This is a genomic window from Tateyamaria sp. (assembly GCF_039940735.1).
Taxonomy (GTDB): domain Bacteria; phylum Pseudomonadota; class Alphaproteobacteria; order Rhodobacterales; family Rhodobacteraceae; genus Tateyamaria.
In genome coordinates, this window is the sequence record NZ_JBDVGB010000039.1 from 22,290 (window position 1) to 49,185 (window position 26,896).

The following is a 26,896-nucleotide window of genomic DNA, read 5'->3' on the forward strand; positions in this document are numbered from 1 at the left end:
AAATATTTGCATGCGAAGGGTCGGTCATGGCAGGTTACAACGATAGCCTGCCCCATTTTGATCCGGAGATTTTTATGCACCGTTTTATCCTGTCCTGCTTTGCGTTGATCTGGGCCAGCGCAGCAATCGGTCAGCAAATTGTGCCGGATCAACGGTACGTTTTGACCGAAGATATGGATTTTTTCGGAGCAGATCGCACGGCTTTGTTCGACACAACGTTTGAAGCTTGCCAACGCGCGTGCAGCGCTGATGATCAATGCGTTGCCTTTACCTTCAACAGCCGTTCGAATGCGTGTTTCCCGAAATCAAAAATCACCGAACGCCAGCCTTATGCGGGTGCAATTTCTGCCCAGCGGGTGCGAGGCGACGTTGCCGTACAACAGGCGGCTTTGGATCGTGCAGCGGCATTGGGCGCCAGTGATCAAGACTTGAATGCGGCGCGCAATCTGGCGCTGACCATGGGCGCGCGTTATCCCGCCAATGGCCAAACACAGGGTCAACTGTTGAATGCTTCTGTTGACGCTTGGGCCCGGGGCGATCGGGCCGCGGCGTTGCGCTGGACCGGCGCGGCTGTTGCGGTCGATGATGCGGCAGATATGTGGGCGCGTTATGCATTTATCGCACTGCGTTTGGGGGATGGCACGCCAACCAGCCTACGCAATGCGGCGCGGCGCGATGCAGTGCCTGCAGCCTTAAATGCCTACTTGCGTGCCGCAGCTCCGGGGGGCCAAGTAAGCGCCTTGCAAAGCTTGGCCGAGGCATATGAGGCCAATCGACGAGGGCGCGATATGATCCCAGCCTTGCGGTTGGCGCAAACCTTGCAGCCACGTGATGACGTCGCCACCGCTTTGGACAACGCGATTGGCAAATATGGCTTTCGTGTCACGGACACCCGTGTGGACAGTGATGCGGCCCAACCTCGCATCTGTGCCACGTTCTCAGAACCTTTGGTGCAGGGGGGCGTTGACTATGACCCCTTTGTGCGTAGCGAAGTTGATGAGTTGATCGCAGGTATCAATGGGCAAGATTTGTGTCTGGACGGGGTGCGGCATGGCGAACGATATCGTGTGACGCTACGATCAGGCCTGCCGGCGGCAAGTGGCGAAGTTCTGCATAAGGACGTCACCCTAACCCTTTATGTGCGCGACCGTTCACCTGCGGTGCGCTTCCCCGGCCGCGCCTATGTACTGCCCCGCACAGCCGGTGCGAACATTCCGGTAGAAACCGTGAACCTCAGCGCCATTGATCTGGTTCTAAGCCGCGTGAGTGATCGCAATCTGGTACAGTCGCTACGCGGAGGTTTCTTTGGTCGTCCCATGTCTAGATGGCAGGCCGAACAGTTCAATACCGAGATCGCGCAGGAAATTTGGCGCGGCACAGGCGAAGTTCAATCAACGCTGAACGCAGAGGTGCTGACACGGTTACCATTGGGAGATGTGCTGTCGAACCAGCCACCGGGCATTTACGTGCTAAGCGCGCGTGAACCGGGAAATGACGATTCTGGTGTGTTATCGGCGGCGCAGTGGTTTGTGCTGTCCGATCTGGGTGTGTCCACGTGGCAAGGCAACGACGGGCTTACCGCAGCGGTGCGTGGTTTAGGCGACGCAGAGGCGGTTACAGGGGCCGAAGTGCGCCTTGTCTCGCGCGCGAATGCCGTGTTGGGCACTGCCGTAACGGATGCCGAAGGTTTCGTGCATTTCGAGGCAGGTTTGACCCGTGGGCGTGGTAGTGCTGCGCCGGCACTTGTGCAGGTTGAGACAGGCGATGACTTTGTATTTCTGCCGCTAACGGATTCCGCGTTTGATCTGTCGGATCGCGGCGTCGAGGGACGTCCGCCCGCACCGCCAATCGACGTGTTTCTAATCACGGATCGCGGTGCTTATCGCCCCGGTTCGACGATCTTTGCCACGGCATTGGCGCGCGATGCGCAGGCAGCGTCGATTTCGGGCCTTCCTCTTACTGCGATCCTGTCGCGCCCGGATGGGGTGGAGTACAGCCGCACAGTTAGCACTGCCGACAGTGCCGGCGGGCACGTGTTGACGATGCCACTGGCGAACGGCGCGCCACGCGGCACTTGGCGGATTGCGGTGATGGGTGATCTTGAGGCCCCACCGCTGGCCACCACCACCGTGCTGGTCGAAGATTTCATCCCGGATCGCATCGCTGTCACCTTGGACATGCCCAACGATGATCTGCGCTTGAACGCGCCCGCCTCTGTGCAGGTCGATGCGCAATACCTGTTTGGCGCGCCGGGATCGGATCTCGTGATCGAGGGCGATTTGCGCGTGCAGCGCCGTACCTCGATCGACGGTTGGCACGGGTATCTTTTTGGACGACACGATACCCATTTTTCTGCCCAAAACCGTTACTTTGACGGGGGGCGCACCGATGCGGACGGTCGCGCGCAGGTCGCGCCGACATGGCCCGAGGTCGACGCCGAAGGCGTGTTGCTTGAGGCCGTGGTAAATGTGCGCGTCTCGGACAGCGGTGGGCGGCCTGTGGAACAGACCCTAACCCGCGCCATCGCGCCAGAGGGGGCTGTGATCGGCATCAAACCTGGCTTTGATGACGTGCTGCCCGAAGGGGGCACCGCGCGTTTTGAATTGGTTGCACTCGGGGCCGAAGCAGTGCCCGTGCAATGGACCGTGAACAAGGTCGAGACCCGCTATCAATGGTATCAGCTTTTTGGCAACTGGAATTGGGAACCAGTGACGCGGCGGATTCGTGTGGCACAGGGCAAGACAAGTTTAAGCGCAACGCCTGTCCCGTTAGAAGTCGCAACGGAATGGGGCGATTATGAACTGGTGGTGGAAACGCAGGCTGGGACTTATACGGCCACGTCTGTCGGTTTTGCGTCGGGCTGGTATGGCGGCGCAGACAGCAGCGCCACGCCGGATCGGCTGGCTTTGTCGCTGGATGCCAAAAGTTACAGCATAGGCGATACCGCGCAATTGCGGCTGGTTGCGCCTTTTGATGGCGTCGCACTGGTGTCGATCCTTTCAAGCGATGTGATTGCGCGCCAAACGGTGTCCGTCAGCGCCGGGGAAACCATAGTGCCGCTTGCGGTGAACGCGGCGTGGGGCACTGGGGCTTACGTTACGGCGTCAGTGCTGCGCAGTGGTGGCGAAGGGGTCGGCCCAACGCGTGCCTTGGGGCTTGCCCATGCCAGCGTTGATCCCGGCAAAAAGGCGTTGCGGGTTTCCATCGATGCGCCTGACGCCGTGGATGGGCAAGCGGGCAGCACCGATGTCACAGTGGGGGTCGATGGCCTTGGGGATGCACAGGGTTTCGTCACGCTTGCCGCAGTTGATGTGGGTATCCTGAACCTTACGCGCTTTGCTGCGCCTGATCCGCAGGGACACTACTTTGGACAGCGCCGTCTTGGGGTTGAATTGCGCGACATGTACGGGCGGTTGATTGATGCAAGCAATGGGGCAATGGGCACGGTCCGGTCCGGTGGCGATGCCACGCGGGGGATCGAACGCGCAGGCCCGCCTCCGACCGAAGCAGTGATGGCTACGTTTTCTGGGCCTGTCGCCGTTGGCGCAGATGGGACAGCGACGATCACCATACCGCGCCCGAATTTCAATGGATCCATACGACTAATGGCGGTCGCGTGGTCCGACACAGGTATCGGGCAAGCCTCGCAAGATATGCTGGCGCGCGATCCCGTGGTGATTTCAGCTACCTTGCCGCGTTTTCTGGCACCGGGGGATGCCAGCCGGATGATGTTGGAATTTGTCCACGCAAGTGGTGCAGCTGGTGCGATGCCGTTGAGCGTGCGCGCTACAGGTCTGGACCTTGGGACCGCCCCGACACAGGTTGATGTCGCCAAGGGTGGAACGGTTCGTGTTCACCTGCCAATTGACGCCGATGCGACAGGCGACCATCTGATCGAAGTGGCCTTGACCACCCCTGACGGCACCGTGCTGCGCAAAACCCTGACACTTGGCGTGCGCGCCAATGATCCGGTCACTGCCACAACGCGGCGCTTCACGCTGGGCGCGGGCGAGGTGCTGACCTTTGACGACAATGTCTTCGCCAACCTGCATCCTGACACGGCCAGTGCAACGCTTGCCGCCGGACCGTTGGCGCGTTTTGATATGCCGGGGTTGCTCAGACAGCTTGATCGTTATCCCTATGGCTGTACTGAACAGGTGACCTCGGCGGCACTGCCACTGCTTTATGCGCCGCAAATGGCAAACTCAGCCGGTATCGACGGGATTGCATCGCGGATCGATGCGGCTGTTGATCAAGTGCTGACGCGACAGACGGGCAACGGCAGCTTTGGACTTTGGAGCGCGCAATCCGGGGACTTTTGGTTGGATGCTTACGTCACCGACTTCCTGACACGGGCGCAGATGCTCGGCTATGACGTGCCGGCGGGGCCGGTGCGCACAGCCCTCGATAATCTACGCAATCGCATCAATTACGCGCCCGACTTCGACAAAGGCGGCGAAGATATCGCTTATGCCCTTATGGTTCTGGCCCGAAACGGAGCCGCCTCAATTGGGGATCTGCGATATTACGCCGACACCAAGGCCAAGGCATTTGCGACACCTTTGGCCCGCGCCCAACTTGGCGCAGCATTGGCGAATTACGGCGAACAAACCCGCGCTGACCAGATGTTTGCCTTGGCGCAGGAGTTGGCGTTTGGACAACCGGGCGCGCAATCTGGATGGCGCGACGATTATGGAACACCTTTGCGAGATGTCGCCGGCCTACTGCATTTGGCGGCAGAAGCAGGCAGCCAAGCAGTTGATCGCACGGCATTGGCGGCAGGGATTGTGGGGCAATCGGGGCGCTATTCAACACAAGAGGCGGCGCAGGTTTTGATGGCGGCTCAGGCTTTGCGCAGTGATGCAGGTGCCGCGGTGTTAAGCGTGGATGGTACGCCCGTGTCCGGCCCATTGGTCCAAACGCGATTGGCAGGGCAGGCGGCATCGGCCATCCGTAACCTGTCTGACACTGCGCAGGACGTGACGTTAACCACTTACGGCGTGCCCGTGGTCGCACCCGAAGCAGGCGGTTACGGCTACAGTATTTCACGCGCGTCCTATGATTTGGATGGCGCCGTTGTGGATGGCCCTTGGCGTGTGGGAGAACGCCGTGTCATCGTCTTGCGTGTGGTTCCATTCGAAGACGCCGGCGGGCGGTTGATGATCGACGATCCGTTGCCCGCAGGGATCGAGATCGACAATCCCAACTTACTGCGTGCAGGCGATGTACGCGGGTTGGAGTGGCTAAACCCCGCCGCCACCGAACACGCTGAATTTCGCAGTGACCGCTTTCTGGCGGCCGTAGATCATCGCGGGGAAAAAGCGTTCGAGCTGGCATATATCGCGCGCGCCGTCAGTCCCGGTGAATTCCATCACCCGGCTGCCTTGGTCGAAGACATGTACCGCGCCGAATACCGTGCGGTAACCGAAACGGGACGCACGGTGGTGACCGAGTGATGCCTAGCCACCGTCCTTTCATTGCACTGACGATCTGTCTGTTGGCGATCGCTGCAACGCGCGATGGATGGGACGCATGGGTGGCCCGGACGGTTCTGCCCCTTACCTTGGCCGAGACATCGGTCGAAATGCGTGACCGTGATGGCGTGCTGATGCGTGCCTTTGATATCGAGGACGGGCGGGTACGATTGGCGGTGCTTCCGGGGTCTGTTGATCCGACACTCACCGACATGCTGATCGCCTACGAGGACAAACGGTTTTATCACCACAACGGTGTGGATGCGCGCGCGATGGTACGTGCCTTCGGTCAGGCCGCGACATCTGGCAAGGTGGTGTCAGGCGGGTCGACTCTGACGATGCAAGTGGCACGTTTGCTCGAAAATTCTGGTACCGGGTCCATACATGGTAAATGGCGGCAAATGCGGCTGGCTTGGGCGCTTGAACGGTCATTGAGTAAGGATGAAATCCTGCATCTTTACTTGCAACACGCTCCCTATGGTGGCCGGATCGAAGGGGTGCGCAGCGGGTCATTGGTCTGGTTTGGAAAAGAACCGATGCGCCTGTCGCCGTCCGAAGCGGCCTTGTTGGTTGCCTTGCCGCAAGCACCCGAAGCGCGGCGCTCTGACCGTTTTCCAGATGCAGCCTTGGACGCACGCGATCGGGTCTTGGCACGTGTCGGCGCTGCGACTTCGCGGGCAGATGTTCCACGAAGAATGCGCCATTTGCCACGCCTTGCGCCTCATCTTGCCGACGCACTTCGCGGGGCGAACCCTCATGCACGCCGGTTTCCGACCACCCTTTCGGTTGCTCTGCAACAAAAGATGGAAACCCTGGTTCGGGCCCACGCTGCTGGACAAAGAGCAGGGGTAAGCGTGGCGTTGATCGCGTTGGATCACACAAACGGCGACGTGCTTGCCCGCGTTGGTGCGCCTTATTACTCGGACGCGAATGGTGCGCTTGGATTTGTCGATATGACGCGCGCCAAACGCTCGCCGGGATCGACGTTGAAACCACTTATCTATGGGTTGGCTTTTGATCGTGGACTTGCTCACCCCGAAACTGTGTTCGCCGATCGCCCCACACGGTTTGGGCGTTACGCGCCGCAAAATTTCGATGGCCAGTTTCGTGGCGATGTGACCGCGCGGGATGCGCTGTCGTTGTCGCTTAACATTCCCCCCGTCGCCTTAACCGAAGCGCTGGGGCCGGATCGTTTAATGGCCGCAATGCGCGCCTTTGGGGCCGAACCGATCTTGCCGGGGGGGCAGGCGGGTTTGGCGGTAGCTTTGGGTGGTGTGGGGCTAAGCCTTGAAGACATCGCGCGAATGTACGCTGGCCTTGCGCAATTGGGTGTCGAGGTTTCAGTGTCGGATCAACGAGGTGACGGACGGCCCGGGTATCGCGTGATGGCGCCGCGTGCGGCTTGGCAGGTCGGGGACATTTTGCGCGGCATTGCACCACCTGCAGGGGCGCCGGGGGGGCTCGCTTACAAGACGGGCACGTCTTATGGGCACCGTGACGCATGGGCTTTTGGCTATGACGGGCAGCACGTGATTGGGGTTTGGATCGGGCGACCGGATGGAACGCCGGTGCCGGGCGCGTTCGGGGCCGATCACGCCGCGCCTTTGTTATTTGAGGCCTTTGGACGGTTGAAGCCGTCGTTTGCGGCCGCACCTGCGCCCCCTCCGGATACGCTTATTTCAACGACGGCCGATTTGCCTGCCCCTTTGCGGCGCTTTGGTCTGGCGCGACCCACACATGCGAACCCAGTACTGGCCTTTCCGCCTGATGGCGCTGTTTTGGCGCAGGCTGAAACAGTGATCAAAGTCGAAGGCGGCGTGCTGCCCCTCACGGTGCTTTTGAACGGAGCGCCCTTGGCCTCTGGGCTGCACACACGTCACATCGAAGTCGGTTCTCTGGGCGCCGGGTTTTCAGATATCGCAGTGATCGACGCGGCAGGTCGTTCGACACGCATCACGGTTGAACTTAGGCCTTAACGCCGCCCTTCACGCAACCAAGCGCCAGTGATCAGACCTGCTGCCAACAACAACACAAGCCACGGCGGCAGCAATGCCATCTGGCGCACATCTTGGGTTTCGTATGCTTGGCGTGGGGTGATGCCGATCCAACCGCGCCCTGCGGCGGGGCGGCCTTCGCGCACAGTGCGGATACGGGGCGTTCCGGATTCGATACGCAAAACGCCGCCGCGTGTGCTGGCGACACGTTCGCCCAAGATGTCTGCGATTGCGATGGTTGCTTCGAATTCCTTGGGCGCGGCTGGGCCAAGGCCGATAACCGTTGTCTCGTCACCATTTTCAAGGCGGTATAGGCCGATGTCCGGTCCTTCAAATAGGGTTTCGAATTGGCCCGGCGCGGCTTCGGTCAGATCAAGTTCAGTGACAGTGCCGTCGGGGCCCGTAATGGTCACAGGTGGCACGGAATCCGACAGCGTACGACGCTGGATGCGCATGGATTGGCCGGTGGCGGTAGCGGTTAAGGTTTCTTCCTCAAGCTCAGGCTCTTTCATCATCCAATGGGCCAAACGGCGCAGCAATTCCAACTGCGGCCCGCCACCTTCATAGCCCCGGTTCCACAGCCAGGCATGATCGGATGCCAGCAAAGCCACGCGTCCTTCTTCGACCCGTTCGAGGACCAAAAGGGGGCGTTCGTCGATCCCTTCCATCACCACAACGCTGTTGTCGCGCGCGTCGACTTCGATCTGGCGTAGCCAACGGCCCCAGTCACCTGCACCGGGAAGGGCGGTGGTGACGGGGTGGCGTTTGCCGATATCGGACACGGTGGGGCGATAGGGTTGTTCCAGCACACGTGCCGAAGGTTCGCCGGGCATCACGTCACCAAGGGGTGAGCGAAAGATACTGTCGGCTCCGGCAAAGTCCGGCCCGGCGGCAACCAGAACCGCACCGCCTTCGCGGATATAACGTGCTACGTTATCAAGGTAGAGAGCAGGCAAGATCCCGCGCCGCTTATAGCGATCAAAAATGATCAGGTCGAAATCGTCGATCTTTTCCAAAAACAGTTCGCGCGTCGGAAAGGCGATCAGGGACAACTCGCTGACAGGCACGCCGTCTTGTTTTTCTGGGGGGCGCAGGATGGTAAAGTGGACCAGATCAACAGAGCTGTCGGACTTGAGCAAGTTGCGCCATGTGCGTCCGCCTGAATGTGGTTCGCCAGACACAAGCAGCACGCGCAAGCGATCTCGCACGCCGTTCATCTGGATCAGGGCGGTGTTGTTGCGGTCAGTCAACTCTCCGTCTGCCTCCGGCACGGTGAATTGGATCACGTTGCGCCCGCCATGGGGCAAGGTCACAGGCAGTTCGATGTCTTCGCCGATGCGCACGTTAAACCGCTGCGGTTCAGCGCCGCCGACAGAAATATCAAGCGGAGCCACGCCATTATTGGCCGGGGCCGCACCGCTGTCTTCGACCCGTAAGGTTAGTGTGACAGATTCGCCGATGATGGCAAAAGCGGGTGCGTTTTTGACCATCAGACGGCGGTCCCAATCGGTTTCCTTGCCTGTCAGTAACAGGTGCAAGGGGGCTGGCAGGTCCAGCGGCAGGTCTGCGTCATGTACTTGCCCATCGCTGATCGCGATAAGGCCTGCGACACGGGCGCGTGGTTCTTCGGCCAGCGCGTCCGACAAGGCGGTCATCAACCGCGTGCCCGCGTCTTCGTCGCCATCTGGCACCGTGACGCGGCGCACTTCGGTGTTGTCCCGCGCGATCAAAGCAGCGCTTAGGGCGTCAGCAGTGCTGGTGGTTTGATCAGGACGGTCGCGCAGGCGTTGGCTGGCGCTTTCGTCTGTCGCAAGGATGACTATGTCGCTTAGGGGAGCGCGGTCTTCTTCTTGCAAGGTGGGGCCGGTCAAAGCAGCCAAGACCACAAGCCCGGCAAGCCCGCGCAATGCCCAACCGCTAAGACCGCGCATCAGCGCAAGGATCACGCCGCCCACGACCACAACAGCCAACACAGCCAAAACAGGCCACGGTAACAACGGGTCAAAAAGGATAGTTCCGGTCATTGTCCCAGCCGATCTAGCAACGCAGGCACATGCACCTGATCGCTTTTGTAGTTGCCTGTCAGCACATGCATCACAAGGTTCACGCCAAAGCGATAAGCCAGTTCGCGCTGCCGCTCGCCTCCGAAACCGCGACCAACGGGCAACATCGCCTGACCCGAAGGTGTCACAGCCCAAGCTGCGGCCCAGTCGTTGCCGCCAATCACTACCGGCGTCACGCCGTCGTTAAGATTGCGAAATGGCATGCCCTCGATTTGCTCAGCGTCAGGTGGGGCGGCTTCGACCCAGACTTCGCTGTTCAGATGGCGGCCTGGGAAATCCTGAAGCAGGTAAAAGGTGCGCGTCAACACGTGGTCCCGCGGGATAAGTTCAAGCGCAGGGATGTCTAGCGGAGCAGCCAAATCTTGCAGCTTGCGCCCATTGGGGCTGGCCGCGCCAAAGCCAGCGATATCGCCATCGCGCGTATCAAATAGGATTAAACCGCCTGATCGCAGGTAATCATTCAGCTTAGCATAGGCTTCACGCGACGGACGGGGTTGGTCCGGCGTGATGGGCCAATAAAGGATGGGAAAGAATGCCAATTCGTCGGCTTCAAGGTTCACACCTGTGGGCGAGGACGGTTCGACTGAGGTGCGAAAGAACAGCGTATCTGACAGGCCGCGTAAGCCTGCCTCTGATACCTCGTCCACTTGTGGATTTCCGGTGATGACATAGGCCAGCACAAGTTCAGACGCAGAGGAAAGTTCGTCTTCAATGCTTTGTTGGGCTTGGGTTTGGCCAGACGGTAGTGCTGCGAACAGCAATGCGGCAAGGGCGGCGGTGCGGCTGGCACGCAGCCCGCCGATCAAGCGCCCCGATAGGGCGAGCGAGGCGATGACGTCAAGCAGCAGCAAACCGATTGCTGCGGCCAACAACAGCCCGCCAAGGGGTTGTTCCTGTTCAACGCTCAGGCCCGACACTTCGATCCGTGCAGGCCATACTGCGGGTTCCAGCGTGGCATCCGCCGTCAAAACGTTGCGGGCCAAACTGCGGTCCCCCGATGTATAAACACCGGGCAGTAAATCAGGGCTGGCAGGGGCCGTCACCAAAGTAGGGCCCGCCACACCGGGGCGTGCGCCTGCGTCGCGCAGCGCGCCAAAACCGTCCATCACGATTTGAGGGGTCCAAATTGTCCCTTCAAGATCACCCGCATCTGGTGTTGCGCTTGTGGCTGAAACGGCAAGGCGTTCCAGCATTTCAACAAACAGGCCTGACAACGGCAACGAAGACCACTCCGCATTGGCGGTGACATGGAACAAAACGACCTGCCCTTGACCCGCGCGCTTGCGCGTGACCAACGGAGTACCGTCGCTTAGTTCAGCGATCACCCGCTCGGCCAACGTTGGATCAGGTTGGGCCATAACTTGTGAAGTGATCGCGACGTCATCCGGCACCGACAGCCCAAAAAACGGCGAACCTTCCTTAAATGGCGCAAGAGTTTTAGGCGATCCCCAACTCATTGCACCGCCGACGCTGCGCCCGCCAGAACGCAGGCGCACGGGCATCAATGGGTCTTCGGTTTCGCGGGAAATGTCGCTGGCCGCGACGCGCGGACCTGCAAAGCGCAGCAACAAGCCTCCGCTTGCGATCCAATCCGAGATGGCGGCGGATTCCCCATCAGACAGCGTGGCCACATCGGCCAAAACGATCACATCGGGGTTGGCGGGCAGGATGTCGGACAACGATCCGTTCAGCAAGTCAGCCGTGGGGGCAAGGGCGCGTTCAAGATAGTGCAACGGCGACAACAGTTCGAGGCCTTCGCGGTCTTCGCGCCCTGCAATCAATGCGATTTCGCGGCGGCGCAGGCTGTCATCCACCAACGTGACAGAGCCTGCAGATTTTGCGCCCTGCACCTCAAACCGTGTGACACGTGCGCGCAATTCGGCAGGTAGGTTCAGGGCTGTCTGGGCTGTCGTGCCGCCAGTTTCAAACACAGCATTGGCCGAAGCCAAAGTCGCCGCATTGCCAGCAGGGTCGCGCCCTTGGGCCAAAATAGTCACGCCGCGCTCGACGCCGGGAAACGCACGGACGGCGGTCAGTTCAACCAGCCCATCGACGTAAGCCGCAGGGGGCAGAGCAATGACATCAGAGACGGCCTGGACCACGCGCACAGGACCGCGGGTTTCCAATGTCTCAAGCATGGGCGCGCGGTCGGGATAATCTAACGCGTCGCTGAACCAGATGGTTTCAAAGTTTCCGCCGGGCAAGGCGTTGACCAACGTATCGACCTCTCCGGGTTGCCATGGGGCGGGTTCAAGACCCGGTAAGAAGGTGATGATGGTGCTTGCTGCTTGGAACACGGCGGGTTCGGGGGTGACCAATTGCAGTAGCGCGACTTCGCGTCCGGATGCACTGGCGCGTCGCAACTCGATTTCGATGGCTTCGAGCTGACGGCTCCATCCTGCGGCCCCTGCCCATGTGCCGTCCATAACGATCAACAAAGGTCCGTCGCCCGCGACACCGTCTTTGTCGGGGTTCAACACAGGACCAGCAAGGCCGATAATCATTGCCGCGACTGCCAACATGCGCAGCAACAACAGCCACCACGGCGTGCGGTCTGATACGGATTCGTCGTCCTGAAGACCCAACAAAAGCGCCACACCGGGAAAGCGTTGGCGGATTGGAGCAGGAGGGATCGCGCGTAAAATCAGCCACAGGATCGGCAGCGCCACCAATGCGACCAAAAGCCAAGGAGACAGAAACCCAAGTGGGCCAAAAACGGTCATGTGCGTAGCCTTCCGCCATCCAGTGCGCGCCAGATCCAAAGCAGACCAGATTGCGTCGAAGCGTCTGTGTGATGTAGCCCGTATTGCCAGCCCGCCACGGAACACAACTGTTGTAATTCTGCTTTGCGCGCGGCGAGACGTTCGAGGTAGCGATCTTTGAGGTCGGACGCCTTCAGCGTTTCATGTTCTAGCGTGCCGCCCATGCTTTCAAAGACGGTGCGTCCGCGAAAGGGGAATGCTTCCTCGGCCGGGTCAAGGACGTGCAGAAGAACGCCGCGTACGCCGCGGTCGGCGGCTTTGGTCAGCGCTGTGCGCACGGCTTCGATATCGCCCATAAAGTCGGACACAAATACGGCACGTGCATGGGGCACCATTGCGCGGTGTTCGGGTGGGGAATAGTCTTCGTCAGCATCCTCGGAAAATACCTCGGCGAGGCGTAGAATTTGAGGCGTGCCCCGGCGCGGTGGCAGGCGCGTGCCGGTCAGGCCGACACGTTCGCCGCCACGTACCAATAGGATGGCAGTTGCAAGACTAAGCACTCGGGCGCGTTCAGCCTTGGTTGTAAGTTGCGGGGTTGAAGCAAAGCGCATTGAGGCACCTTGATCGACCCAAAGCATCACCGACTGCGCAATTTGCCATTCGCGTTCGCGCACGAATTGGGTGTCGCCCATGGCGCTGCGGCGGTGGTCGATCATGCGCAGGCTGTCGCCCACCTGCGCCGGGCGGTATTGCCAAAAATCATCCCCCATACCTGCGCGGCGACGACCATGGTCGCCCAGCAAAACGGCCCCGGCCAATTGCTCTGCCCGCGCCAAAAGGGCGGGCAAGCGGGCGGCTTGAGTTTCCGCTTTTTCCCGCAGGACAAGGGGTGTTGTCACGCCGCGGCCTCTCGGCTTGATAGGTTGGCGGCGGTTTCGGTGATCAAATCGGACAGGCTGTCGCCGCGTGCACGGGCCGCAAAGTTCAACGCCATGCGATGGGTCAAAACTGGGCGCGCCATGTCAATCACGTCTTCGGCGGATGGGGCCAGACGACCTTGCAACAGTGCGCGTGCACGCACGGCTAACATAAAGGCCTGCGCGGCGCGCGGACCGGGGCCCCATGCCACGGTTTCGCGCACGATGGTAGGCGCGTCGGGTTCGCCGGGGCGGAACGTGCGCACCAGATCAAGGATCAGCTCGACCACGCTGTCGCCCACTGGCATGCGGCGCAATAAAGTTTGCGCAGCAAGAAGTTCGCCACCCGAGAAAACAGCCGTGGCCTGTTCATCCACCGTGCCGGTGGTCGCCAGCAGAATGTCACGTTCTGTCGCGCGGTCGGGATATTCAACATCGATTTGAACAAGGAAGCGGTCAAGTTGCGCTTCGGGCAAGGGATAAGTGCCTTCTTGCTCGATGGGGTTTTGGGTGGCAAGCACATGAAAAGGAGTGCCAAGTGGACGGTCTTGACCAGCCACGGTAACTGTTTTTTCCTGCATCGCCTGCAACAGCGCAGATTGCGTACGTGGGCTGGCGCGGTTGATCTCGTCCGCCATCAAAAGTTGGCAGAACACTGGACCGGGCACAAAGCGGAAGGCGCGCGTGCCGTCCTCGGCTGTGTCGAGAACTTCGGAGCCAAGAATGTCTGCCGGCATCAGGTCCGGCGTGAACTGGATGCGGCTGCCATCAAGGCCCATGACGGTGCTGAGGGTTTCGACCAGACGGGTTTTGCCCAGACCGGGCAAGCCGATCAACAAACCGTGGCCTCCACACAAAAGGGCTGTTAGGGTCAGATCGACCACGCGTTCCTGTCCGATAAAGCGTTTGGTGATCGAGGCTTTGGCCGCGGCCAGCTTGCCCCCAAGTGCTTCGATGTCTGCAACAAGGTCTTCGGCGTCGGTCATGACTTCTCTTTCATTCGGAATATATGGCATTCAAGGTATACCTTTAGCACAATCTATTGCCTTGGACAGGAATGGCAAAACATATGAGTAGACAAAAATCTGTGACACCTGATGCCGAAGGGCTGGTTGCGTCAATAACTGCTGCAAAAACACGCGGTTTGCCGCCAGTACACCTGTGGAATCCACCGTTCTGTGGTGATCTGGATATGCGCATCGCGCGTGATGGGACGTGGTTTTATCAAGGAACTCCAATAGGACGACCTGGGTTGGTCAAACTGTTTTCATCGATTCTTAAACGAGAGGACGGGAAATATTTCCTTGTCACGCCGGTTGAGAAAGTGGGGATTACCGTCGATGACGCCCCATTTGTTGCGCAGGATTTTGAGGCCTCTGGCACAGGAGTGGATCAGGTTTTGACCTTTACGACCCATGTGGGCGACACGGCGGTGGCGGGGCCGGATCATCCAATCCGAGTGGAGCGCGATGCGGAAACGGGCGAACCGTCGCCTTATGTTTTGATCCGCGCAGAGCTTGAGGCGCTAATTGATCGCAAGAGCTTTTACCGATTGGTCGACTTGGGGGTGCATCATGATGACTGGTTTGGCGTTTGGTCGGGTGATACGTTTTTTGGGATTATTCCATCAGCTGAACTGCCCTAAGCGGGGCGGCGCACGCACAAGTGCGCCTTACTGGTGCACAGAAGTTGTGCGTTGTTGAGGACTGGGAACAGGCGCGCAGGTAACCCACCTCAAATGGTAAGGCGGAGGTGTCCTCCGCCCTTTTTGAAGAAAAAAGGATCAGGATATGGATATGGGAACAGCGGTCATTATTGGGGCAGGTAGTGGCTTGTCCGCCTCACTTGCGCGGAAATTGCACCGCGCGGGCTACGCTCTAGTTCTGGGCGCGCGCAACACGGACAAGCTGGCCGACCTTGTTGCAGAGACGGGTGCCCGCGCTGTTGCGTTGGATGGCAGCGACCCTACTCAGGTTGATGCGCTTTTTGCGTCCGTTGAGGGCCCTTTGCGTGTTGCCATCTACAACCCATCGGCGCGCCAACGGGCCCCTATCGCGGAACTCGAGCCCGAAGACGTGCGCCGTGCCGTTGAGATTACCGCGTTTGGGTCATTTTTGACCGGGCGGGCTGCTGCCAAAAAGATGCTGAACCAGCCCGTACAGGATGGACGCAAAGGGACGATCTTGTTCACCGGTGCTTCGGCTGGGGTGAAAGGGTTTGCGCAATCTGCGCCTTTTGCCATGGGTAAATTCGCCCAACGCGGGCTGGCGCAATCTATGGCGCGGGAATTGCATCCTAAAGGCATCCATGTGGCGTGGGTCAATATTGATGGTGGTATTTCCAATACTGCGCGGGAAGAAAGAACGGATGATGGCACAGACAAAATGCTAGACCCGGATGCCTTGGCTGCAACCTATCTGCAATTGATTGATCAACACCGCTCTGCGTGGTCAGACGAAATGACACTGCGCCCATGGGTTGAGACCTTTTGATGACGTCTTGGGCCACCGAGGGCTAAACTGAATCTCATGCCGCGATTTTCAGCCAACCTGACACACCTTTGGGCCGAATTGCCCTATCTTGATCGCTTTGACGCTGCTGCTGAGGCGGGATTTGAAGGTGTCGAGGTGCTGTTTCCCTATGATGTTCCTGCTCCTGCCACGCAGGCCGCGCTGCGCCGCAATGGCTTGCAGATGGTTCTGTTGAACGCGCCGGGGCCGAATTACACAGGCGGTGCGCGTGGGTTTGCAGCCATCCCTGGCGGCGAGGCGCGGTTTGACTATGACATGCGCCGGGCGGTGCGTTATGCGCAGGCGCTGGGTGCAAAGCTGATCCATGTGATGAGCGGTGACGGGGAAGGCTCGCACGCGAAGGCGACCATGATTGCCAATCTCAAACGCGTTTCTTCTGCCTTGCCAGAGGATTTATGTCTGACATTGACGCCTTTCAACGCACAGGCGCAACCGGATTACTTTCTAAACAGTTTTGATCTTGCCGCTGACATAATTGATTCGGCCGGCGCGCCGAATGTGGCTCTGCAATTTAACACCTACCACGCTCAGATGATTGCTGGGGATGTGTTGGGCCGGTTTCAGGACCTGTTGCCGTTGATCCGTCATATTCAAATTTCTGATGCCCCGGGGTGTGTGGCGCCGGGCCTTGGGCAAATAGATTTCCCCGCTGTGTTCGCGGCGATTGACGCGAACAGCTATGACGGGTGGGTGAGTGCAGAATACATGCCTGCTGGGCGGACTGAGATCGGTCTGGATTGGATGCGATGATATTGTCAGGGCGCGAGATTGCACCATATCAAGCGTTAAAGAAAGAAGAGGACGTATCATGATTCCGGCACGTTATGCACAAATTGCCTTTGGTTTTGTACTAAGTGGGATGATGTCATTTTTGGTATCTGGCGTTTCCACAGCTTTTACGCTTGGTTTTGGTACCGGGTTTGTGTGGCTATGGATGACTGCGTGGATGCCCAGTTGGGCGGCCGCATTTCCTGCTGTGTTACTTGTGGCACCTATTGCGCGCCGGATCGTCGCGGCGATTACAATCCCGGACTAAGGGCGGAGGAACCTCCGCCTTACGTTGTTGCGACTTTATCTTGTATTAGGCCGCTGTTGATCTGGCGGAACCTTTCAAAATTCAGGCCCACCAAAGACAGGCAGGACCAGCTTGGGGCCAACACCCTGCACAGGATTTAATGCGCCTCTGCCCAGTTTTGCCCTTGGCCTGCATCCACCGTCAGTTTGACGTCTAAATGCACCACGGGGTCCGCAGCGCCTTCCATCACATCGCGCGCGGCATTGATCAGGGCGTCAACAGCGCCGTCTTCTACTTCAAACAGCAGTTCATCATGCACCTGAAGCAGCATTGTCGCCGGCAACTCAGCGATGGCAGAGGGCATGCGGATCATCGCGCGTCGGATGACGTCGGCGGCGGTGCCTTGGATCGGTGCGTTGATCGCGGCACGTGCGGCAAAACCGGCATGCGGGCCTTTTGCGCCGATGTTGGGTGTATGGATGCGCCGCCCAAACAGGGTTTGGACATAGCCGTGTTCTTTGGCAAAGGCCTTGGTGTCGTCCATATAAGTGCGGATGCCGGGGAAGCGTTCGAAATAGCGATCGATGAACCCCTGCGCCTCGGCTCGTGGAATGCGCAGATTGCGGGCAAGGCCAAACCCCGAGATGCCATAGATGACCCCAAAGTTGATGGCCTTGGCCTGCCGACGGATGTCAGAGGTCATCTGATCCAGAGGCACGTCGAACATTTCCGATGCGGTCAAAGCGTGGATATCAATGCCATCGTCAAAAGCCTGCTTGAGTTCAGGAATTTTAGCGATGTGCGCAAGAATGCGCAGTTCAATCTGACTGTAATCCAGTGCCACCAGCGTTTTACCGGGTTCCGCGACAAAGGCTTCGCGGATGCGACGCCCTTCTTCGGTGCGGATTGGGATGTTTTGCAAGTTCGGATCGGTCGAGGCTAGCCGCCCTGTGGACGCGCCCGCGATGGAATAGGACGTGTGCACGCGGCCCGTGTCTTTGTTGATGTGGTCCTGCAACGCGTCTGTGTACGTCGATTTAAGCTTGGACAATTGCCGCCAATCCAACACGAGGCCGGGCAGCTTGTGTTCTGTCGCAAGGTCTTCGAGCACATCCGCGCCGGTCGCGTATTTGCCGTTCTTGCCCTTTTTTCCACCCTCAAGGCTCATCTCATCGAATAGAATTTCGCCGATTTGAGCGGGTGAGCCGACATTAAATTTACGGCCGACAAGCTCGTAAATCTCATCCTCAAGTCCCGCCATCTTTTGCGCAAAAGCGTTGGACATGCGCGACAGCGTATCGCGGTCAACTTTGATGCCGGACCGTTCCATTGCGGCCAAGACCGGCACCATAGGACGTTCGAGGGTTTCGTAGACTTTGGTGACTTGCGTGCGGTGCAGCAATGGCTTGAATTGTTGCCATAAGCGCAGCGTAATATCGGCATCTTCAGCGGCGTATTTCACCGCGTCCTCGATCGGAACCTGATCAAAGGTCTTGGCCGATTTTCCGGACCCCAGCAGTGGTTTGATTGGAATAGGCGTGTGGTTTAGATAGCGATCCGACAGCGTGTCCATACCGTGGTTGTGAATGCCGCCATGCAAGGCGTAGCTCATCAGCATGGTGTCATCGATGGGGGCGACCATGATGCCGATTTGTGCAAAAATCTTGGCATCATATTTCATGTTTTGCCCGATTTTCAGGATGCTATCATCCTCAAGCACGGGTTTGAGCATCTCAAGCGCCTGTTCCAACGGCATCTGCCCTTCGGACAGTTCGTCTGACCCAAACAGATCATCCCCACCCTGTTTGTGGATCAGCGGAATATAGCAGGCGTGACCGGGATTTACGGCCAGTGAAATGCCAACCAAATCGGCGGTCATTTCATTGAGACCAGTTGTTTCAGTGTCTACCGCGACATAGCCGCGTTCATAGATCAGATCGATCCATGTTTGCAGGGCGTTCGCATCGCTGACCTGTTCGTATTTCGCGTCCTCAAAACTGGGGGCGTCTGGCGCGTCTGCGGCGGCAGGCACGGTATCTTTGATTTCGGGCGCTGCGACGCCAAGCTGTTCGGAAATGCGCTTGGTCAAAGTGCGGAATTCCATCTCGGAAAGGAAAGTCATCAGCTTTTCTGCATCCGGGTCGCGCACTTCGAGATCGTCGATGGTAAAATCAAGTTCCATCTTTTCGTCAAGCTGCACAAGGCGACGCGACAGGCGGATTTGATCGGCATTGTCGATCAAGGTCTGACGGCGCTTGGGCTGTTTGATTTCGCCCGCGCGTTCCAACAGTGCATCAAGGTCACCATATTCATTGATCAGCAAGGCGGCGGTTTTGATCCCGATGCCGGGCGCGCCGGGCACGTTGTCGACGCTGTCGCCCGCAAGAGCCTGCACATCCACAACACGCTCAGGATAGACGCCGAATTTTTCGTGCACGCCGTCGCGATCAATGCGCTTGTTTTTCATCGCGTCAAACATTTCGACGCCACCGCCGACCAATTGCATCAGGTCTTTGTCAGAGCTGATGATGGTGCAGCGCCCGCCTAAGGCTCGGGCCTGTACAGCGAGGGTGGCGATAATGTCGTCAGCCTCAAAGCCTTCTTTTTCCTCGCAGGCGATGTTGAAGGCGATTGTGGCCTCGCGGGTTAACGGCATTTGCGGGCGCAGGTCTTCGGGCATTGCTTCGCGGTTGGCCTTGTACAAGTCGTACATGTCGTTGCGGAAGGTGTGGCTGCCTTTGTCGAAAATCACCGCCACATGGGTGGGCGCATCGGGGCCGTGGTTCCCTTCGACATAGCGTTGCAACATGTTGCAAAAACCGGACACGGCCCCGATGGGCAGCCCATCGGACTTGCGCGTGAGCGGCGGCAATGCGTGATAGGCACGAAAGATAAAGGCCGAGCCATCGATCAGATGCAAATGGCATCCTTTGCCAAATCGTGTTTCACTCATGCCGTGAATCCTTGTCTTGTCGCGGAGTAACAGATGCTACGGATAACAGCCCTGAGCCTAATTGCCAGCCTCTGCGGACCTGCATCTGCGTCAAACCTTTGCACCTTGGACAATAATTTCTGCGTACCCTTTGTTGGATGCGCTGTGAACGGAGCCACATTTTACGTAGGTCGCACTTTTGGCCGCGAATTTGGCCCGCTAGAGGCAACGACACCTGACGGGACTGTGTGTCACGGAGCCTGGAAGCGCACCACGTTAGGGGCGGGTCGTGCCACATTTACTTGTTCAGATGGTGTTAGTGGACGGGCAAGCTATACTTACTTTCACCGTCAATCCGGCACGGCGACTGGTCGTGGCAGGACCAAATCCGGGGATCGGTTGCGGTTTTGGGCGGGCCATCGCGTGCAGGAATATGTGCTAAGCGGGGCTGAAACCAACCGCGAGATGATCGACTGCGTTGGCCGGGCCTTGCAGTCCCTTAAATGACTTTTTGTGGCGCGTGAGAACGCAGCTCTTAACCCAGTGGATCAGGCGGCGTCTGGGTTCAGCACATATTTGCAGTCGCAATATGGGCATTCAACCCAGCCGATGTCCTCGGGGATTTGCAACCAGACGCGCGGGTGACCCAAAGGCCCTTCGCCGCCGTCACAGGCCACGCGCGTGGTGTCGACTGTTTTGGTCTCAGGGGCGTCGATGGTCATGGGTTAGATCCTCGAATTGGGCGCGAATGCAGGGGCGTTTATGGGCCAAGCAGCGACGCCAGACAAGACCCAAGAGCGCTTCGTCGTATAACGTTCGTATTGCTTGTTCGTTACCTTTCGCTTTGTTCAAAGGCGAAAAGCCAAGCCTGATGTCCCAATGTAAAGTCAAAGTGCTTTAGCCACCGCGATCCACCCGCGCTTGATAACAATTGTTCCGGGCCGAACGCACATGGATGTAAGCCACGTCAGGATTGGTGAAAATAGCCGCAAGCTGGGCCTCAAGTTCATCAGTGGGCGCCACCGCACCGGTGCCATAAACTATGCGATCATGCGCCGAATACCCTTTGACCAGATAGTCAGGCGAGGTGGTTAAAACGTCAGGGACAGCCGTTCCTCCTCCTTGTGCGCAATCTTCAACGCATAGGAATATCGGTCCGACTTCGGCATAAGGATGCGTTCCTTCAAACGGTTTGTGAGCAAGGATCAACATCCCCGCGCCTTTGGGAATATTGCGCAAACAATGCCGACAAGGGTTGGCGGTGCCATCGCTGATCGCGGTTTCTGGCGGATTACCAAACGCATCCAAGCCACCAGATCGGTAAGCTTTTACAACATCGGATGGCAGGGCGGAAAATTCAAACATAGCAAGTCTCCTTTGCGCTTCGATTATCCGGGCTGCGCGGCAGTAAGCGACCCGAATGATGCGCAACCGATCCTCTTTATCTTTCAAAGAGAACAAAACATGAATATGCTGTTCCTTCCCCATAACCCGAATCTGCCAACTATGTTCATTGAACTTTCTGCCACGTCGAATTTTACCTTTCTCACCGGGGCCTCCCACCCCGAGGAATATATGGCGCGTGCCGCCCTTCTGGGGATGGAGGCACTGGCCATCGCGGATGACAATTCCGTGGCGGGGATCGTGCGTGCACATACGATGGGCAAAACCATCGCGCGCAGCGTGCGTGAACGCAGGGATTTTGATGCACGTGTCGGGTTGATTGGACCGCCAACGCCTGATCACATTTCGCCACCGCCAAGTGCTGCGATCACGACAACCCCGCGTCTGATCCCTGCGGCGTGGCTGGTGTTCACGGATGCACCGCCTATCACTGTGCTGCCACAAGACCGCCACGGGTGGCGCAGTCTTTGTCGCATAATTTCGCATGGGCGGTTGCGCGCGGCCAAAGGGCATTGCGATCTTCGACTAAGCGACCTTGAAGAGTTCGCGGATGGTCTCCACCTGCTGCTGTGGCCGCAAACGCTAAGGGTACAGGGCGGCGCGATCTCATGGATGCAAACAGCGGGCCGGTTGATGCGCCGCTTTGGCGGGAACATCCATGTTCTGATGGTGCCGCAGTATGACGGGAACGACCGCGCACGTTTTGACAGTATCGCAACTCAGGCGCAGGCGCTGAACCTACCCACGCTTGCCTCGGGCGCGCCACGTATGCACCACGGGATGCGGCGCAAATTGGCCGACGTGCTCAGCGCTGTGCGGCTTAAAATCCGCGTGGATGCATTGGGGCGCAACGCATTAACCAATGGAGAGGGACGCTTGCGCGGCACGCACGACATGTTGCGCATTTTTGCAGGTCACGAAGGTGCCGTGGAACGCACCGCTGCGTTGGCGAAAAGCCTCACCTTTTCGTTGGATGAATTGCGCTATGAATATCCATCCGAGATTACTGACAATGAAACCCCGTCGCACCGGTTGGAGCGGCTGGCATATGAGGGGCTCAAATGGCGATACCCCGCAGGCGCGCCAGAAAAGGCGCAGCGCTTGTTGCGTCACGAACTGACCTTGATCGGCAAGCTGAACTACGAACCCTATTTTTTGACCGTGCGCGATATCGTCCAGTTTGCGCGTTCTCGTGACATCCTGTGCCAAGGGCGCGGATCGGCGGCCAATTCGGTGGTGTGTTACTGCCTTGGGGTCACCTCTGTTTCACCCGAAATGGGCACAATGGTGTTCGAACGTTTCGTGTCCGAGGCCCGCGACGAGCCCCCCGACATTGACGTCGATTTCGAACATGAACGGCGCGAAGAGGTCATCCAGCACATCTATGAAACCTATGGCCGTCACCGTGCAGGCCTGTGCGCTACAGTCGTGCACTACCGAGGCAAGCGCGCCATCCGCGAAGTGGGTCGTGCCATGGGGTTAAGCGAGGATACGATTTCGGCGTTGTCCTCCCAACTTTGGGGCTTTTTCTCTACCAAGGGATTGGAAGCCACGCGCATGGCTGAAATCGGCCTCGACTTTAATGACAAACGGCTGCGGCAAACGATCGAGTTGGTATATGAAATCAACGGATTTCCGCGCCACTTGTCCCAGCATGTGGGTGGGTTCATCATCACCGATGGGCGGTTGGATGAACTGGTGCCCATCGAAAACGCCACGATGGAGGACCGCACGGTTATTTGCTGGGACAAGGACGATATCGACAGCCTTGGCATCCTGAAAATCGATGTGCTCAGCCTTGGGATGCTGACTTGTATCCGCAAAGCGTTTGATCTGCTGAGAATGCACCATCAACGCGACTATACCCTTGCCACGCTGCCGCCCGAAGACCCGCGCGTCTATGATATGCTTTGTGCTGCGGACAGCGTGGGCGTGTTTCAGGTGGAATCCCGTGCGCAGATGAATTTCCTGCCGCGCATGCGCCCGCGCAATTTCTATGACTTGGTGATTGAGGTGGCAATCATTCGGCCCGGCCCCATTCAGGGTGACATGGTGCATCCCTATATCAGGCGCCGCAACGGAGAAGAGGAGGTCAGCTTTCCTTCGGACGAACTTGGTGCGGTGTTGGGTAAAACGCTGGGCGTGCCGTTGTTTCAGGAACAAGCGATGCAGATTGCCATTGTCGGGGCGGGTTTTACGCCGGACCAAGCAGACCGTCTGCGGCGGTCTTTGGCCACGTTCAAAAAACACGGGAGCGTCAGCGAATTCCGGGCGCTGTTTCTGCGGGGCATGCGCGAAAAGGGCTATGACGATGATTTTGCCACGCGCTGTTTTTCCCAGATCGAAGGGTTTGGGGCCTATGGGTTTCCCGAAAGCCACGCGGCATCTTTTGCGCTTTTGGTCTATGCCTCAAGCTGGATCAAATGCCACCATCCCGGCATCTTTGCCTGCGCTTTGCTTAATTCCCAACCGATGGGATTTTATGCGCCTGCGCAGATCGTGCGGGATGCGCGCGAACATGGGGTGTCGGTGCGCCCCATCTGTATCAATGCCAGTTTTTGGGACAATGTGATGGAACCCGATGGGCAAGGGGGGGTGGCCTTGCGGCTTGGATTTCGCCAGATCAAAGGGCTGACCGAAGAGGACGCGACATGGATCACGGCGGCGCGTGGCAACGGGTATCAGTCGGTGCGTGACGTGTGGCGGCGTGCCGGGCTTGGGTCAAAGGTGTTGGTACGGTTGGCTGAGGCGGATGCCTTTGGGGGTGTCGATATCAACCGCCGTACCGCGTTATGGGAGGCCAAGGCGCTGGCCTCTGGTCCGGCCTTGCCGTTGTTTGCGCGTGATATTGACGGTGAAGTGGTGGATGAACCGGCTGCATTGCTGCCTGAAATGACGCTGGGCGAAGAGGTGATCGAGGATTACGTGTCCACCCGTCTGACGTTACGCAAGCATCCTGTTGCGCTGTTGCGCCATGTTTTAACGCCAGTTCCGTACTGAATTGAACGGGCGGTGTCCGTCACGGACACCGGGTTGGAAAGCGATGCGCTTTCCAAGGCCACGCCTTGATTTTCCGTGTCGGAAAATAGCCGGAGACTGCATCAGTCTCCGGTTTCCGGTTGATCGCAACATTCCTAAAGGTCCGGTCAACCGTTCTTCCCAACGCTGCTCGCGCAGGTTAGAAGTCTCGGAACGCGACACACAAAGGTATCCGAGCATATGACAGCCCCCAAACCCGTCGTCCTGTGTATCCTCGATGGCTGGGGCCAACGAGCAAGCAAGACAGCCAACGCCCCTGCATTGGCCAACACACCCACCTTTGACCACATCATGGCGACCCGTCCAAATGCGACGTTGATCACACACGGACCCGATGTCGGTTTGCCAAAAGGGCAGATGGGCAACTCTGAGGTTGGACACACCAACATCGGCGCAGGTCGTGTTGTGGCGATGGATTTGGGGCAAATCGATCTTGCCATCGAGGATGGTAGCTTTTTCCATAATCCGCGCCTGACAGACTGGATCAACGCTATAAAAGCCGCAGACGGGCGCGCGCACTTGATGGGCGTGATGTCGGATGGCGGCGTGCACGGACACATTACTCACTTAATCGCTGCGGCCAAGCTGTGCACGGATGCGGGCCTTGATGTTGCGATTCATGCCATCAGCGACGGGCGCGACGTCGCGCCTAAATCAGCGCTTGAATATCTTGAAACGCTGAACGCCAATCTGCCAAAAGGCGCACGCATTGTCACATTGACCGGACGGTATTTCGCGATGGATCGCGACAATCGCTGGGACCGGGTCGAGACAGCATTTGACGCCATGATCCGTGCCAAAGGTCCAATCAGTGAAAGCCCTGCCACCGCCATCGAAGCGGCCTATGCCAACGACAAAACTGATGAGTTTATCCCTGCCACCGTCATGGACGGCTACAAAGGTGCCAAGCAGGGCGACGGACTGTTCTGTCTGAACTTCCGAGCCGACCGCGCGCGCGAAATCATGGCAGCCTTTGGTGACCCGGGCTTTGATGCCTTTGAAACCGACGGACGCCCGCAATGGTCTGGCCTGATTGGCATGGCCGATTATTCCGAGGCGCATGCCGCATACATGACCACCGTTTATCCCAAGCCCGAAATCGTGAACACGCTGGGGGCATGGGTGGCCAAAGCAGGCTTGCGCCAGTTCCGTTTGGCCGAGACTGAAAAGTACCCACACGTCACGTTTTTCCTGAACGGAGGCGAGGAAAGCCCAGAAGTGGGCGAAGATCGCGCCATGCCCAAGTCTCCCAATGTGGCCACCTATGACATGCAGCCAGCGATGTCCTCGGTCGAGGTGACGGACAAGTTCATTGAAGCGATCAATGCAGATTACGACCTGATCGTAGTGAATTATGCCAATCCGGATATGGTTGGTCACACCGGCGATCTGGACGCTGCTATCGCCGCTTGCGAGGCCGTGGATCAAGGCCTTGCGCGGGTCATGCCTGCGTTAGAGGCCGCTGGCGGGGCGATGATCCTAACGGCGGATCACGGCAATTGCGAAGTGATGGTCGACCCTGACACCGGTGAACCGCACACAGCCCATACAACCAATCTGGTGCCTGTCGCACTGATCGGGGCAGAAGGTAAATTAAATGCAGGGCGCTTGGCGGACTTGGCGCCAACGCTGCTGCATTTGATGGGCCTGGAACAGCCTGTTGAAATGACGGGGCAAAACTTGATCGCATGAGACGCGTTGCCGTTCTTGTCCTTTGCCTGCTGACAGGCCCGTTGTTTGCGCAAGAAGACGCAGGTGCGTTGGCACGCGCGGCGGGGCAGTTGTTGGAAACGGCCTCTGTGCAGTTGGATGATGCAGACAGCGCGCGGGATCGCGTGCGTGCGTTGACCCAGACGGTTCAGGCCTATGAAGCTGGATTGTCGGCCATGCGGGCAGGCCTGCGCCGTGCGTCTATCCGCGAGGCGCAACTGCGTGCCCAACTTGAAGCGCGCGATACCGAAATCGCGCAATTGTTGGCTGTGTTGCAAACCCTAACTCCCGGGCAGGCCCCGACGGGTTTTCTACACCCCGATGGCCCAAACGGTTCGGCGCGGGCGGGCATGTTGTTGGCGGAATTGACACCGGCTTTAAACCAACGTGCCGAACGGCTCCGTCGGGATCTAAGCGACGTCTCGGGGTTACGCACACTTCAGCTACAGGCTGCTGCGCAGCTGACAAAGGGCTTAAACGAGGTTCAAACCGCGCGGGCGGACCTAAATCAGGCTATGGCAAACCGCACCGACCTGCCGCAGCGCTTTACCAGTGATCCCGTGCGCACGGCGATCTTGATTTCGTCGTCCGAAACGCTTGATGCCTTTGCCAGCGGTCTGTCCAGCATCGCGGTGGACGAAACGGTTTGGACAGCGCCTGATATTGCAAATGATGTCGGCAACCTGCCGCTGCCCGCCCGTGGGCTGATCTTGCGTCGCGCAGGCGAAGCGGATGCCGCCGGGATCACTCGGCCAGGCATTTTATTGGCGACGCGACCCGGGGCTCTCGTTACGTCACCTACGGCTGCGACATTGCGTTATGTTGGCCCGTTGCTAGATTTTGGTAGTGTAACGATTCTTGAACCGCGTCCCGGCACGCTGATTGTGCTGGCTGGTTTGGGTGTGAGCTATGGGGAAACGGGTCAAATTATCACTGCGGGCACACCTTTGGGCCTGATGAGCGGGCTTCCTGAGCAAAGTGACGCCACTACATTGTCAACAGACGGTGAAGGGGGTGGCGCTGAGGCGTCGGAAACGCTCTATATAGAAGTAAGACAGGATAACGTGCCTTTGGACCCTTTGACGTGGTTCAGCACTGAACAGGATGGATAAGCA

The 26,896-nt window shown here is 58.5% G+C and carries 17 protein-coding genes; 10 read left to right on the plus strand and 7 right to left on the minus strand.

Annotated elements, in window-relative coordinates; genetic code table 11:
* Positions 1-26 precede the first annotated feature (26 nt).
* Positions 27-5,456, plus strand: a complete 5,430-nt coding sequence (locus ABJF76_RS07710; protein WP_413818864.1) for an alpha-2-macroglobulin family protein — start codon at positions 27-29, stop codon at positions 5,454-5,456.
* Positions 5,456-7,450 carry a penicillin-binding protein 1C gene (gene pbpC / locus ABJF76_RS07715; RefSeq protein ID WP_413818863.1) on the plus strand — a complete coding sequence of 665 codons (1,995 nt, stop codon included), beginning with the start codon at positions 5,456-5,458 and terminating at the stop codon, positions 7,448-7,450. The genes ABJF76_RS07710 and pbpC overlap by 1 nt, the downstream gene beginning before the upstream one ends.
* Here pbpC and ABJF76_RS07720 read toward each other — a convergent pair.
* From ABJF76_RS07720 to ABJF76_RS07735, 4 genes are read right to left on the minus strand one after another with little or no spacing between them, the layout of a single operon-like run.
* Positions 7,447-9,492, minus strand: a complete 2,046-nt coding sequence (locus ABJF76_RS07720; protein WP_413818862.1) for a glutamine amidotransferase — start codon at positions 9,490-9,492, stop codon at positions 7,447-7,449. The two genes, pbpC and ABJF76_RS07720, sit on opposite strands and share 4 nt — an antisense overlap.
* Positions 9,489-12,254, minus strand: coding sequence for a DUF4159 domain-containing protein (locus ABJF76_RS07725; RefSeq protein WP_413818861.1), 2,766 nt, complete (start codon positions 12,252-12,254; stop codon positions 9,489-9,491). The genes ABJF76_RS07720 and ABJF76_RS07725 overlap by 4 nt, the downstream gene beginning before the upstream one ends.
* Positions 12,251-13,132 carry a DUF58 domain-containing protein gene (locus ABJF76_RS07730; protein WP_413818860.1) on the minus strand — a complete coding sequence of 294 codons (882 nt, stop codon included), beginning with the start codon at positions 13,130-13,132 and terminating at the stop codon, positions 12,251-12,253. Before ABJF76_RS07730 ends, ABJF76_RS07725 begins: the two co-directional genes overlap by 4 nt.
* Positions 13,129-14,136 carry an AAA family ATPase gene (locus ABJF76_RS07735; protein ID WP_413818859.1) on the minus strand — a complete coding sequence of 336 codons (1,008 nt, stop codon included), beginning with the start codon at positions 14,134-14,136 and terminating at the stop codon, positions 13,129-13,131. The genes ABJF76_RS07730 and ABJF76_RS07735 overlap by 4 nt, the downstream gene beginning before the upstream one ends.
* Positions 14,137-14,219: 83 nt before the next feature.
* Here ABJF76_RS07735 and ABJF76_RS07740 point away from each other — a divergent pair, with 83 nt between their 5' ends.
* From ABJF76_RS07740 to ABJF76_RS07755, 4 genes are all read left to right on the plus strand, one after another.
* On the plus strand, positions 14,220-14,795 hold the full coding sequence (locus tag ABJF76_RS07740) for a DUF1285 domain-containing protein (protein WP_413818858.1): 576 nt from the start codon (positions 14,220-14,222) through the stop codon (positions 14,793-14,795).
* Positions 14,796-14,940: 145 nt separating this feature from the next.
* The gene (locus ABJF76_RS07745) at positions 14,941-15,642 is read left to right on the plus strand and encodes an SDR family NAD(P)-dependent oxidoreductase (protein ID WP_413818857.1); all 702 of its coding nucleotides are present in this window, start codon (positions 14,941-14,943) and stop codon (positions 15,640-15,642) included.
* Between the two features lie 36 nt (positions 15,643-15,678).
* Complete coding sequence (locus ABJF76_RS07750) at positions 15,679-16,431, plus strand: hydroxypyruvate isomerase family protein (RefSeq protein WP_413818856.1); 753 nt, start codon at positions 15,679-15,681, stop codon at positions 16,429-16,431.
* A 58-nt stretch (positions 16,432-16,489) separates the two neighbouring features.
* Positions 16,490-16,717, plus strand: a complete 228-nt coding sequence (locus ABJF76_RS07755) for a DUF2798 domain-containing protein (protein WP_413818855.1) — start codon at positions 16,490-16,492, stop codon at positions 16,715-16,717.
* A gap of 136 nt (positions 16,718-16,853) precedes the next feature.
* On the opposite strand, the gene polA is transcribed toward ABJF76_RS07755, so the two are convergent.
* Positions 16,854-19,649, minus strand: a complete 2,796-nt coding sequence (polA, locus tag ABJF76_RS07760) for a DNA polymerase I (RefSeq protein WP_413818854.1) — start codon at positions 19,647-19,649, stop codon at positions 16,854-16,856.
* Between the two features lie 144 nt (positions 19,650-19,793).
* On the opposite strand from polA, the gene ABJF76_RS07765 reads away from it, so the two are divergent.
* A complete protein-coding gene (locus ABJF76_RS07765) occupies positions 19,794-20,135 on the plus strand; it encodes a hypothetical protein (RefSeq protein ID WP_413818853.1) in 342 nt (113 codons plus the stop codon).
* A 41-nt stretch (positions 20,136-20,176) separates the two neighbouring features.
* Here ABJF76_RS07765 and ABJF76_RS07770 read toward each other — a convergent pair whose 3' ends face one another.
* Positions 20,177-20,350 (minus strand): zinc-finger domain-containing protein, encoded by a 174-nt coding sequence (locus ABJF76_RS07770; RefSeq protein ID WP_413818852.1) that lies wholly within the window; start codon positions 20,348-20,350, stop codon positions 20,177-20,179.
* Positions 20,351-20,525: 175 nt separating this feature from the next.
* Entirely contained in the window at positions 20,526-20,993 is a 468-nt protein-coding gene (locus ABJF76_RS07775) for a DUF1203 domain-containing protein (RefSeq protein ID WP_413818851.1), read from the minus strand.
* A gap of 141 nt (positions 20,994-21,134) precedes the next feature.
* Between ABJF76_RS07775 and ABJF76_RS07780 the strand changes: the two genes are divergently transcribed.
* From ABJF76_RS07780 to ABJF76_RS07790, 3 genes are all read left to right on the plus strand, one after another.
* Positions 21,135-24,032 (plus strand): error-prone DNA polymerase, encoded by a 2,898-nt coding sequence (locus ABJF76_RS07780; protein WP_413819240.1) that lies wholly within the window; start codon positions 21,135-21,137, stop codon positions 24,030-24,032.
* A 219-nt stretch (positions 24,033-24,251) separates the two neighbouring features.
* Positions 24,252-25,763: a 2,3-bisphosphoglycerate-independent phosphoglycerate mutase gene (gpmI, locus tag ABJF76_RS07785; RefSeq protein WP_413818850.1), complete on the plus strand. Its 1,512-nt coding sequence runs from the start codon at positions 24,252-24,254 to the stop codon at positions 25,761-25,763.
* Positions 25,760-26,893, plus strand: a complete 1,134-nt coding sequence (locus ABJF76_RS07790) for a murein hydrolase activator EnvC family protein (protein ID WP_413818849.1) — start codon at positions 25,760-25,762, stop codon at positions 26,891-26,893. The genes gpmI and ABJF76_RS07790 overlap by 4 nt, the downstream gene beginning before the upstream one ends.
* Positions 26,894-26,896: the final 3 nt, after the last annotated feature.